The following is an 11,733-nucleotide window of genomic DNA, read 5'->3' on the forward strand; positions in this document are numbered from 1 at the left end:
CGAGGTGCGCTACCGGGCGGCGGCGTCGAGGGAGTGCGGTGCGGTGCTGGCAGTGAGGGAGGAGAAGTACTCGACGAGTGCGGGGTCGAGTGGCGGGACGTCGAGCGGGATCGAACCGTTGCGGAGGGAGTGTGCGGCGAGGGCACCGGCGGCGACGGCCTGGCGTGCGGCGACCGGCGACAAGGTGGTCGGGGTGCCGTCGGCGACGAAGGCGAGGAACTCGTTCATCGTGTCGAGATCGGCGTCGGCGTGCCCCTCCTCGACGCCCGCGATCGGGTACTCGACGTCGCCCTCGGTGCTCCAGGTGCGACGACGGTTCCAGACCTTGACGGTGCCACCGGCGGTGTCGCCGATGTTCTCGAGCCTGCCGTGCGTCCCGATGACGGTGTAGTTCCGCCAGTAATCGGGGGTGAAGTGGCATTGCTCGTAACTGGCGGTGATCCCGTGCTCGAGGGTCATGAGCATCATCGAGACGTCCTCGACGTCGACCACGGGGTTCAGGCCGCGCTGCGCCTCGGGCGGCCAGTTGTCATAGGAGAACCAGTCGGCCATGGTCTGGCCGCTGCGGTCCTCGTGATCGTCGATGTCGCCGTAGACCGCGAGGTCGCCCATCGCGACGACGCGCTGCGTGTACGCGCCGGCGAGGAAGTGGACGACGTCGATGTCGTGGCTCGCCTTCTGCAGGAGCAGGGTGTTCACGCGCGAGCGGTCGGCGTGCCAGTCCTTGAAGTAGTAGTCGCCGCCGTTGCCGACGAAGTGGCGCACCCAGACGGACTTGACCGCGCCGATCTCGCCGCGCTCGATGACCTCGTGCATGAGCCGGACGACCGCCGCATGCCGGAAGTTGTGCCCGACGTAGAGCGGCGTCCGCGACTCGTAGGCGGCCTGGAGGACCGCGTCGGCGTCGTCGAGCGTGATCGCGAGCGGCTTCTCCAGGTAGACCGCGATGCCGGCGCGCAGCAGGTCGACCGTGATCTCCTTGTGGGTCCAGTCGGGCGTCGTCACGATCGCCGCGTCGACACCGCCCTGCGCGATGAGCGCCTCGTGGGAGTCGAACACCTCGATGTCGTCGCCGAACAGCTGCCGTGCCCGACCGCGACCGATCTCGGTGGTGTCGACCGCCGCGACGACCGATGCGGACGTTGGGCTCGTGGCGACGTGTTCGGCGATGTAGGCGCGCTGGCCGGTGCCGATGACGGCGACCCGGAGGCCTTCTGGGGTGGTGGCTGGTGCAGTGCTCACTCGATCACATCCGCTTCCTTGCGTGAAGTTGATTCATATGATGCCAAAACGATCATGAAATGACAATAGGCGATCACAGCGCTGACGCAAGTGCTGGGCGGCCGATGTGGAGAGGTTTTACCGCGCGGAAACATGGGGAGCGGGGTCGCACTTCGACAGGCTCAGTGACCGGGAGGGGATGGCTCAGCGGCCGAGAGGGGGCTCAACGAGCGAGAGGGTGGGGCACTTCGACAGGCTCAGTGACCGGGAAGGGCCGCTCAGCGACCGGGAGGGGGCGGCTCAGCGACCGGAAGGTGAGGACTCAGGCGGCGATGATGAGCTCGACGCCGGCCGCGGCCAGGGCGTCGGCGAGCGTCGGATCCACCGGCTGGTCGGTGACGAGCACGTCGATGCGGTCGAGCGGGCAGATGCGGGCGAAGGTCGCCTTCGTCATCTTGGTGCTGTCGGCGACCACGATGACCCGCTTCGCGACCTTGACGAACTCCTGGCTCACCGAGGCCTCACCCTCGTGGAGGGTGGTGGCGCCGAACTGCGCGCTCAAGCCGTCGACGCCCAGGATCGCGACGTCGAGGGCGATCTCGGCGAGCGCCCCCGCGACGAGCGATCCCACGAGTTCATAGGACTGGCGTCGTGCGACGCCACCCGTCACGACGATCTTCACGTGCGAGCGCACGGACAGTTCGAAGGCGATGTTGAGCGCGTTCGTCACGATCGTGACCGAGGCGTCGCCGTCCGAACGGACGAGGTGCTCACTCCGCCCGATCACGCGCGCGACCTCACTCGTGGTGGTACCGCCGTTGAGTCCGACGGCGTCGCCGACGTTGATCAGGGCGGCCGTGGCCTTCGCGATGGCCATCTTGGCGTCGGCCTGGCGGGCGATCTTGTACTGCAGCGGCAGCTCGTAGCCGGTGCCGAGGGCGGCGGCACCGCCGTGGGTCCGCGTGACGAGTCGCTGTTCGGCGAGCGCCGTCAGGTCGCGGCGGGCGGTGGCCGCGGAGATGCCAAGCGCTTCGCCGATCTCGGCGATCGTCACGTTGCCGCGTTCGCTCACGAGCTCGAGCAGGGCGTTGAGTCGCTGTTGCTGCGTCATCTGTCCTGCTTTTCCGGTCGGGTCGGGCGTACTGTGACCATCATATGGGCGCTCAGCCAGCGCCTGTCTGATTGATTCTGACGATTTGCACTGGTATCGATCAGATTCGATCCGGTATGGTTGCGGCAACGTATCGCCACGCTGCGATCGCGTCCCCTCACGTGAAAGGCACGTCATGCCCGAGACCTTCGTCGCCGCCGAACTGGCGTCGCAGCCCGAATCCTGGCGCACCGCCGCCGCCCTCGTGCCGGAGGCCGCCGCCGTACTGCCGCAGCCAGGTGAGCGCGTCGCGGTGGTCGGGTGCGGCACCAGCTGGTTCATCGCGATGAGCTACGCCGTGCTGCGCGAACAGGCGGGGCTCGGCATCACGGACGCGTTCGCGGGCTCGGAGTTCCCCGGCATTCGCGACTACGACCGCATCGTCGCCATCTCACGCTCCGGCACGACCACGGAGATCGTGCACCTGCTGGAGGCGGTGGGCGACTCGGTCACCACCGTCCTCATCACCGCGGTCGACGACTCCCCCGCGACCGTTCCGGCGGCACACGTCATCGCCCTCCCCTTCGCCGACGAGCGTTCCGTGGTCCAGACCCGCTTCGCCACGACGACGCTCGCGCTCCTCCGCGGCTCGCTCGGACACGACGTCGAGGCACTCGCCGTGGAAGCCGAGCGGGCGCTGCAGATCCCGATCGACGAGTACCTCGCCGCCGACCAGGTCTCCTTCATCGGACTCGGGCACGCCGTGGGCCTCACCTTCGAGGCCGCGCTCAAGACCCGGGAGGCGGCACAGTTCTGGGCGGAGTCCTACCCCGCCATGGACTACCGCCACGGTCCTATCGCGATCGCGCAGCCCGGCCGACTCGTCTGGTCCCTCGGCCCGACGCCCGCCGGCCTGCCGGAGGACGTCGCGGCCACCGGAGCGACCTTCGTGCAGCACGACCTCGACCCCATCGCCGGGCTCGTCGTCGCCCAGCGCTTCGCGGTCGCGTTGGCTGAGGCCCGCGGCCTCGACGCCGACCACCCCCGTTCGCTCACGCGCTCCGTCATCCTGACGCCGTGACCGAGCGGGCGGTCCTCGGCATCGACGTCGGCGGGACCGGGATCAAAGCCGCATTGACGGATGCCGACGGCACGGTCCTCGGGCGCTGGCGCGAGGCGACGCCTTCGGGCGACACCTCGGGTGTCCTGACTCGCGACATCGTCCTCGGACTCGTCGCCGCCGCGAGCCGCGTCGCAGCCCCAGCGGCCGTCGGGGTGGTCGTGCCCGGCGTCGTCGACGAGGAGCACGGCGTCTGCATCCACGCGGTCAACCTCGGTTGGCGCGACCTCGCCTTCCCCGAGCTCTTCCGTCCCGCGCTCGAGGTGCCGCTCGCCTTCGGGCAGGACGTCCGCGCCGGGGCGCTGGCGGAGGCGGTCTCGGGCGCTGCAGCCGACGTCACGGGCACGATCGCGTTCGTACCGGTCGGAACCGGTCTGGCCTCGGCGCTCGTCATCGACGGCATCCCTTTCGCCGGCGGCGGCTGGGCCGGCGAGATCGGCCAGCGCGTGATCCAGGACGGCCCGCACCGCGGGCTCCGGGTCGAGGAACTCGCCTCGGCGGGCGGCATCGCACGACGCGCGGGCGCCCGCGACGCGAAGACCGTCGCCGACGCCGTCGCTCGCGGGGACGCGGCCGCCATCGTCATCTGGAACGACGCCGTCGATGCTCTCGCCGAGGCCCTCGCCGGCATCACCGTCGTCGCCGCACCCACCGCCATCGTGATCGGCGGTGGGCTCGCCCTCGCCGGAGCAGCCCTCTTCGAGCCACTCGAGCACGGACTCCGCGAGCGACTCGACGTGGTCCGCGTCCCGCAGCTCCTGCCCGCTCGTCACGGCGACGAGGCGGCCACGGTCGGTGCGGGGATCCTCGCTCGCCGACTGGTGGCAGCCCGATGACGACCGCCCCCGCACAGCGTCGCGTCGTGGTCGTGACGCCGAACCCCGCCGTCGACATCACCTACACGGTCGCCGAGCAGCAGCTCGGGGTCACGCAACGCGTCCAGTCCGTCGTGCGGCGTGCCGGCGGGAAGGGCGTGAACGTCGCTCGCGTCCTCGAGTCGCTCAGCGTCCCGACCCTGCAGGTGCTCCCCCTCGGTGGCGCCTCCGGCACCTGGCTCGCGGACGCCCTCGCGGCCGACGACCTCCCCACCCGGGTCGTGGAGCTCCGCGCCGAGACACGCTCGACGGTCGCGGTCGTCGACGGCATCCACCATCCGACCCTCTTCGCCGAGGCCGGTCCGGTCGTGACGCCCGAGGAGTGGACCACCCTGACGACCGAGCTCCGACGCGCCCTCCAGGACGCGAGCGCACTCGTCATCTCGGGCTCGCTCCCGCCGGCCACGCCCGACACCGTCGTCGAAGCCCTCGTCCGAACCGGCCACGACGCCGGCGTCCCCGTGATCGTCGACGTCAGCGGCACGGCGCTCCTCGCCGCGGCCCGCGCCGGTGCGACGATCCTCAAACCCAACCTCGACGAGGCCCTCGAGGCGACTGGCGCGGCCGACCTCGCAACCGCTCGCGCAGCACTCCTCGCGCTCGGGGCCCGCGCGGTCGTCATCTCCCGTGGGGCCGACGGCCTCACCGCCGGAGACGCCGATGGTGCCCACGAGGTCCCGGCCGTCCCCGGCGTCAGCGGCAACCCGACCGGCGCCGGCGATGCCGCCACGGCCGGCCTGGTCGCAGCACTCCGCGCGGGAGCCACACTTCCCGAGGCACTCCGCACGGCGGCGGTCGCAGGCGCGGCGGCCGTGCTCGAACCGATCGCTGGCGCGATCGACCTCGCCGCCTTCCACCGATTCCTCGACGCACCCGACCCCATTGGAGCAACCGAATGACCACCGCCCTCGAATTCACCACGCTCCTCGCCAACGCCTCGTCCTCGAACGCCGGCATCGCGGCGTGCAACGTGGTCCTCCTCGAGCACGCGGAGGCGATCGTCGCCGGCGCCGAGGAGGCCGGGCTGCCGGTCATCCTGCAGATCAGCGAGAACTGCGTGCGGTACCACGGGTCGCTCGCCCCCATCACACTCGCCTCGCTGGCCATCGCCCGTGCAGCGACGGTCCCGGTCCTCGTCCACCTCGACCACGTGGAGTCGGCCGAGCTCGTGCGCGAGGGTGTCGAGCTCGGCGTGGACAGCGTGATGTACGACGCCTCGACCCTGCCGTACGACGAGAACGTCCGCGCGACGAAGGAGATCGTGGACTTCTGCCACGCGCGCGGCGTGGCCGTCGAAGCGGAGCTCGGCGAGGTCGGCGGGAAGGACGGCGTCCACGCTCCGGGCGCGCGCACGGTGCCCGCAGAGGCCGTCGCGTTCGTCGCAGCGACCGGCGTCGACGCCCTGGCCGTGGCCGTCGGCACCTCGCACGCGATGACGAGCCGGGAGGCCGCCGTCGACCACGCGCTGATCGCACAGCTCCGCCGCGAGGTGCCCGTCCCGCTCGTGCTGCACGGTTCCTCCGGGCTCCCCGACGACGAGCTCCGCGCGGCGGTCCGTTCCGGGATGACGAAGATCAACCTCTCGACGCACCTCAACGGCTTGTTCACCCGGGCGGTGCGCGACGTCCTCGACGAGCAGCCGAAGCTCGTCGACCCCCGCACCTACGTCCGGGCCGGTCGCAGCGCGATCGCGGCCGAGACCGCTCGGATCCTGCGCCTCCTTGCGACCGACTGAGCACTCCCAGCAATCCCACAGCAACACGCAACGCTGAGCTGTTAATATATATTGTGTTGGAGTTCTTCCAACGCCTCCACCGGTAACCGATCGTCCCCCGCGATCACCCTCCGGCCTCCCGAGCCCGATATCCCTTCGGGTGCGCGGGAGATACGGCCACCCCTCCCCTAGGTGCGGTGGCCCGAAGCTCTGTGACACCGCCGGTCGATGCTCGGGTCCAACCTCGGGCATCGACCCGCGCAAGCACTGACGCCAGGCATTCCCAGGTCGTTCTCAGCTTGGTCGCGTACGTTCGTTCCTCGAGTGCCGATGTCACAACCGGCTTCCGTGTGCAGAGTCCACACCTCCACGGATACGCCGATGCTCCCGACACGACACCACCAGCCGCCCTCCAGAGCGGCGAAGAACGATCCACCGGACGGCCCCAGCCGACCAGCGCAGCCGAATCTCGGCGCAGCTGCATACCGGACGGTCTCGTCGCTCCATCCATGCGACCTGCACCGATCGTCATCGCATTCCCCCTCTGGAACCGGCCCATCCATCATCCGCAACACCAGAATCGAGAACCACCATGTCCATCACTCAGACTCGGACCCCAGCGTCCTCCAACCGTTCCGCGGGCACCGCCGTCCACGGCCGCGGTCACTCCACCGAGAAGCTCACCTACCGCTTCGGTCTCCGCACCCGGGAGACCGGTGCGGAGCAGCGCGGCTCCAGCAGCACGGCCAACCGCCGCGGCTGAGCTCCCTCGCCGTTCCAACCGACGCCCCCGCACGGCTTGACCGTGCGGGGGCGTCGTGCGTCCGGAACCGGCGCCGATCCCGGCCGCTCCGGAGTTCGGACGATCGTACGGACGACCACGGCCTCCCAGGTGGGAGAATCCCCACATGGATCCCGTCGCGCTCATCTCGTGGATCGTCGTGTTCGTCGTCGTCACCGTCATCGTCTCCGGCCTGTCCGGCCGAGCGGGCGTCTCCGCCCCGGTGGCCCTGGTGCTCGTCGGCGGCGTCGCGTCGTTCATCCCCGCCGTCCCGACCGTCGAGATCGAACCCGACCTTATCCTCTACGGACTGTTGCCGCCGCTGCTCTTCGCGTCGGCGATCCGGATCTCCCTCATCGACATCCGTGCCCGTAACGACGGCATCATCCTGCTCTCGGTGGGGGCGGTCGCGTTCACCGTCGTGTCGGTCGGGTTCGCCAGCTGGCTCCTCATCCCGTCGATCACCCTCGCGGCGGCGTTCGCGTTCGCAGCGGTCATCGCTCCGACCGACGCCGTCGCCGTGAGCGCGATCGCCGGACGACTCGGGCTCCCGCGCCGCGTACTGACGATCCTCGAGGGCGAGAGCCTGCTCAACGACGCCACCGCACTCGTGGCACTCAACGCCTCGATCCTCGCCATCACGAGCGTCGTCAACCCGGTCATGATCGCCGGCGAGTTCGTCATCGAGGTCGTCGCCGGCGTCGGCGTCGGTCTCGCGGTCGGCTGGGTGCTCTCCGAGGTCCGCCGACGCCTGCGCGCCCCAGTCCTCGACACCTGCCTGTCCCTCATCACCCCGTTCCTGGCGTTCCTCCTGGCGCAGGCGATCCACGGTTCGGGTGTGCTCGCGGTCGTCACCGCCGGGCTACTGCTCGGCTACCGGGCGCCCATCGTGCAGTCGGCCGAGGCGCGCATCGCCGAGTCGCTCAACTGGCGCACCATCCAGTTCCTCCTCGAGAACGCCGTCTTCCTGTTCATCGGGCTCAACCTGGCCGGCATCCTCGAGGGCGCGATCCAGACCGGTCCTGGGCTCTGGCCGACCGTGTTCATCAGCATCGGGGTCCTCGCGGCGCTCATCGTCTCGCGGTTCGTGTGGGAGATGACGGTCACGGCGATCTACCGGCTCGGGCCGAGACGGCTCCGTGAGCGGAGCTGGTCGTGGGGCAACGGGATAGCCGTCTCCGCAGCGGGCGTCCGTGGCGTGGTGACCCTGGCGGCCGTGTTCCTGCTGCCCGAGGACACCCCGTCGCGCGAGTTCCTGCAGTTCCTGGCGTTCGTCGTCGTGGTCGGCACGCTCCTCTCGGGGCTCGCGCTCCCCCGGATCATCCGCGCACTGCACCTCCCGCCGCCGAACCACAGCCAGGAGCGCGTCGAACAACTGATGCTCATGGCGGAGGTCCAGACGGCCGGCCTGGACCGCCTCGACGAACTGACGACCGAGGCGGACGAGGAACAGGTGCTCAACCGTCTGCGGACCAATGCGAGCTTCGTGGCCAACGCCCTCGAGCAGTACACGGGTGACGGCTCGGAACTCCGCACGGTCGCGTTCGCCCGGCTCCGCCGCCAGATGATCGCGGCGGAACGCGAGGCGCTCCTCTCGGCGCGCGCCGAGGGTCGCTACCAGGAACCGGCGGTCGCCGCGGTCCTGGCGGCGATCGACGCCGAGGAGGCGACACTCAAGGCGATGACGCCGAAGCCGCCGCGGTCATAGCACCCCGGACGCGCTGCCCGCATGCCCCATCCGAACGACCGGTACAGGACGATCGGTCGGGCAGGATGAGGGCATGATCATGTTGTTCCCGGCCGCCGTCTTCGCGGTGCTCTACGTCACGAGCCGACGTCGCGACGCCCGCCGCCTGCGCAACGGGGTCTTCCTGGTCTCCGCGATCGCCTGCGGGCTGGTGGCGCTCCTCTCGGAGGCGTCCCGCACGACGCCCTTCACCGTGCTCCTCGCCGCGTTCGGCACGGTCCTGCTGGTGGGCGTGCTCGGGGTCCTCCTCATCGGCAACGGCATCACGATGCTCCGGCTCGAAGGACGCAGCCTGGGCAACCTGCTCTCGCTGTTCGCCGGGGTCGCGATCCTCGTCCTGCCCGTGCTGGCCGCGCTGCTGGTCCTCGGAGCGCACCCGCAGTCCCTGCCCTCCTGGCTGACGATCGTCCTCGTCGCGCTGGGTCTCCTGCTCGGGTTCGCGTGCTTCTACGCGGCGGCGACCTTCGCGGCCTTCGGCGTGTACTCACTCGTCTACAGCCGCTACCGTCACACCCAGATGCCCGACGCCCTCGTCGTCCTCGGTTCCGGCCTCATCCACGGCGAGGTCCCGCCGTTACTGCGCAGTCGCCTGGACCTGGCACTCCGCATCTACCGGGCGACAGCACCGGGGACGACTCGACCGATCCTGATCCCGTCCGGCGGCCAGGGCGACGACGAACCGCGCCCGGAGGGGACGGCCATGGCCGAGTACCTCGTCGCGAACGGCGCGGACCCGACGGACGTGCTCCCGGAGACCGCGTCCACGAGCACGCGCGAGAACCTGTTGCTCTCCCGGGACCTGCAGCAGTCGGCCGGACGGAACGGCGAGACGATCGTGGTGACGAACAACTACCACGTCCTCCGCGCGGCGCTCCTCGCACGTTCGATCGGGAGCGAGGCGCAGGTCATCGGCTCCCCGACGGCGGCCTACTACGTGCCGAGCGCGTTCCTCCGCGAGTACGTCGCCATCATGGTCGAGCACCGCCTGCTGAACGCGCTGGCGATCGCGGGCGTCGCTGGTCTGATCGCCCTCGCGGTGGTCTGGTCGCTCCTGCCGATCTGAGCCGCCGTCTCCGCCCCAGCACGGTGTCCGGAGCGCACGACGGGCCGTCGTCCGAATGGATCGGAGGACGGCCCGTCGGTCGTGTGGTGTCCGACTCAGTCGGGAGCGGTGTCGTAGACCTCGCGGGCGTCGTCGGTGGCCTCGGAGGCCGGCCCGGAGTCGGGCTGGTGGTCGGCCGAACCGTCGGCGTCGCCACCCTCGCCCTCGGCCAGCGGTGCGTCGAGCTCGGTCGAGGGCTCCGGGGTCTCGACGGCCTCCTCGGTCGCCTGCTCCTCGTCGGGAGCCGCATCCTCCGAGCCGGTGCCGTCGACGGTCTGACTCGACCCGTCCGAGCCCGGTCCGGCGGTCGTCTGGTCGGAGCTCACGAGCTCTGCGGTGTCGATGTCGGCACCCTCCCAGGCTTCCTGGTCCGCTCCGGCCGCACCGGTCGCGAGGTCGTCGCTTGAACGCTGGTTCTGCTGATCCGTCATGATGCACTCCTCTCCGCGGAACGCGTCGCGCTCCGTGTCCTCGGACTCTACGACGTGATCCTCCACGGTCTCCCGGGGTTGACAGCCGCCGACGGGCGCCCGGGCCGGTCGCGATAGCGTGGGGACATGAGCCTCCCCGTCACGGATACGCGCGTCACCTATCCCTCCGGAGCCCTCGTTTCGACGGGCACGGTGCTGCACGTCGAACCCGTCGGCGACCACCTCGCCGTCGTGCTCGACGAGACGGCCTGCCACCCGGTCGACGCCGCGTGGCCCGACCAGCCCGCCGACACGGCGACCATCACCTTCGGTGCGGGCACGAGTGCCGTGGAGGTCGCCGTGACCGACTGCGTCGTCGCCGCGACCGACGGCACTCAGTTGTACCTCGGCGCCGACATCCCCGTGAAGAAGGGCACCGAGGGGTGGGCCTTCCTCGTCGCCCACCTGGTCTCCGCCGAGGCGACCCCGAGCGCCGTCGAGGGCGAGACGGCCCGCGTCGAGGTGGACGCGTCCACCCGACACGCGCTCTCCGCCGGACACACCGGTTGCCACCTCGCATCACTCGCCCTGAACGCCGCGCTCGCCGACGCCTGGCGCAAGGAGGTCGTCCCCGACGCCCTCGGGGCTCCGGATTTCGACGCGCTCGCCTGCGAGTCGTCGCGGATCGCTCCGAACGCGTCGACCGACCGTTACCGCATCGGCAAATCGCTCCGGCGGAAGGGGTTCGACCCGGCCGCCCTCGACGACCTCGACGCGCTCGGGTCACGCATCCGGAACACGCTCGATGGTTGGTTGGACAGCGGCGCCGCCGTCCGGATCGATCGCGAGGGCGAGCTGCTCACGGATCGGCGCAGCTGGCACTGCGAGCTCCCGGGCGGCCCCGCGGTCATCGCCTGCGGCGGCACCCACGTGGAGTCATTGGGCGAGTTCTCGAACATCGCCGTCTGGCTGGAACGCGAAGACGTCGACGGCGCCGTGGTGCTGTCGATGGTCAGCACGGTCGTCCCGGCCGGCTGACCGGCGGCTCGGCCGTTGACCGGCGACTAGGCGGCGATGCCGGTGGAGGCCGCGCTGCCGACGCCGGCGAGCAGGCCACCCATGACGAACACCCAGAGCAGCACGAGCGCCGCCCAGCCGAGCAGGAACAGCCCGTTGAGCACGACGCCCGTGATGGCCATCGCGCGACCGGCGGGCTCGCGGCGGAGCCCCATGAGGCCGAGGACGAATCCGACGACCGGGAGCACGAAGGTGAACCCGAAGAACAGCGACACCAGGCCGATGACCATGCTGGAGATGCTGAGCCCCTTCGGCGGCGATGCCGGGTACGGGTACGGCGCGGGGTACACGGGCGCATACGGCTGCATGCCGTACTGCGGCGGGTAGGGCTGCTGCTGCGGGTAGGGCGCCTGCTGGGCGTACGGCTGCACCCCGTACTGCTGCGGCTGGAGCTGCTGTTGCGGGTACGGCTGCGGCGGAACCGACTGCTGCGAGTACGCCTGCTGCGGCGCAGAGGGCTGCGGCTTGGATCCGTCCGGTGTGCTCATGCCCGTCAGCCTACCGACCAGCCCGCGCTCGATGCCCGACCCCTCGCCCCGACGGCAGCCTCCAGCTCTCTGGGAGCTCACGCTCAAGGGCGGTGAGGGGCCCGGAAA

12 protein-coding genes are annotated in these 11,733 nt (G+C 70.6%); 8 read left to right on the forward strand and 4 right to left on the reverse strand.

Features of this window, described 5'->3' with window-relative positions; genetic code table 11:
* Positions 1-9: 9 nt before the first annotated feature.
* Together ACLIME_RS11955 and ACLIME_RS11960 are read right to left on the reverse strand one after the other, a co-directional pair.
* Complete coding sequence (locus tag ACLIME_RS11955) at positions 10-1,242, reverse strand: Gfo/Idh/MocA family protein (protein WP_274500214.1); 1,233 nt, start codon at positions 1,240-1,242, stop codon at positions 10-12.
* 301 nt (positions 1,243-1,543) lie between these two features.
* Positions 1,544-2,332, reverse strand: coding sequence for a DeoR/GlpR family DNA-binding transcription regulator (locus ACLIME_RS11960; protein ID WP_079706484.1), 789 nt, complete (start codon positions 2,330-2,332; stop codon positions 1,544-1,546).
* A gap of 175 nt (positions 2,333-2,507) precedes the next feature.
* On the opposite strand from ACLIME_RS11960, the gene ACLIME_RS11965 reads away from it, so the two are divergent.
* The 7 genes from ACLIME_RS11965 to ACLIME_RS11995 all read left to right on the forward strand — a co-directional run bounded on the left by ACLIME_RS11965 (position 2,508) and on the right by ACLIME_RS11995 (position 9,611).
* Positions 2,508-3,392, forward strand: a complete 885-nt coding sequence (locus tag ACLIME_RS11965; RefSeq protein ID WP_159876038.1) for an SIS domain-containing protein — start codon at positions 2,508-2,510, stop codon at positions 3,390-3,392.
* Positions 3,389-4,267, forward strand: coding sequence for an ROK family protein (locus ACLIME_RS11970; RefSeq protein ID WP_411557047.1), 879 nt, complete (start codon positions 3,389-3,391; stop codon positions 4,265-4,267). Before ACLIME_RS11965 ends, ACLIME_RS11970 begins: the two co-directional genes overlap by 4 nt.
* Complete coding sequence (locus ACLIME_RS11975; protein ID WP_411557048.1) at positions 4,264-5,205, forward strand: 1-phosphofructokinase family hexose kinase; 942 nt, start codon at positions 4,264-4,266, stop codon at positions 5,203-5,205. Before ACLIME_RS11970 ends, ACLIME_RS11975 begins: the two co-directional genes overlap by 4 nt.
* Complete coding sequence (locus ACLIME_RS11980; protein WP_411557049.1) at positions 5,202-6,041, forward strand: class II fructose-bisphosphate aldolase; 840 nt, start codon at positions 5,202-5,204, stop codon at positions 6,039-6,041. Before ACLIME_RS11975 ends, ACLIME_RS11980 begins: the two co-directional genes overlap by 4 nt.
* Positions 6,042-6,612: 571 nt before the next feature.
* The gene (locus ACLIME_RS11985; RefSeq protein WP_159876045.1) at positions 6,613-6,783 is read left to right on the forward strand and encodes a hypothetical protein; all 171 of its coding nucleotides are present in this window, start codon (positions 6,613-6,615) and stop codon (positions 6,781-6,783) included.
* 145 nt (positions 6,784-6,928) lie between these two features.
* A complete protein-coding gene (locus ACLIME_RS11990; protein WP_064296856.1) occupies positions 6,929-8,509 on the forward strand; it encodes a cation:proton antiporter in 1,581 nt (526 codons plus the stop codon).
* Between the two features lie 73 nt (positions 8,510-8,582).
* Entirely contained in the window at positions 8,583-9,611 is a 1,029-nt protein-coding gene (locus ACLIME_RS11995) for a YdcF family protein (protein WP_411557050.1), read from the forward strand.
* 95 nt (positions 9,612-9,706) lie between these two features.
* Here the strand turns inward: ACLIME_RS11995 and ACLIME_RS12000 are convergent, their stop codons facing one another.
* Positions 9,707-10,081 carry a hypothetical protein gene (locus ACLIME_RS12000; protein ID WP_194644957.1) on the reverse strand — a complete coding sequence of 125 codons (375 nt, stop codon included), beginning with the start codon at positions 10,079-10,081 and terminating at the stop codon, positions 9,707-9,709.
* 126 nt (positions 10,082-10,207) lie between these two features.
* Between ACLIME_RS12000 and ACLIME_RS12005 the strand changes: the two genes are divergently transcribed.
* On the forward strand, positions 10,208-11,098 hold the full coding sequence (locus tag ACLIME_RS12005; RefSeq protein WP_411557051.1) for a metal-dependent hydrolase: 891 nt from the start codon (positions 10,208-10,210) through the stop codon (positions 11,096-11,098).
* A gap of 26 nt (positions 11,099-11,124) precedes the next feature.
* Here ACLIME_RS12005 and ACLIME_RS12010 read toward each other — a convergent pair whose 3' ends face one another.
* Complete coding sequence (locus ACLIME_RS12010; RefSeq protein ID WP_411557052.1) at positions 11,125-11,625, reverse strand: DUF4190 domain-containing protein; 501 nt, start codon at positions 11,623-11,625, stop codon at positions 11,125-11,127.
* Positions 11,626-11,733: the final 108 nt, after the last annotated feature.

The organism is Plantibacter sp. MPB07 (assembly GCF_046619465.1).
Taxonomy (GTDB): domain Bacteria; phylum Actinomycetota; class Actinomycetes; order Actinomycetales; family Microbacteriaceae; genus Plantibacter; species Plantibacter auratus.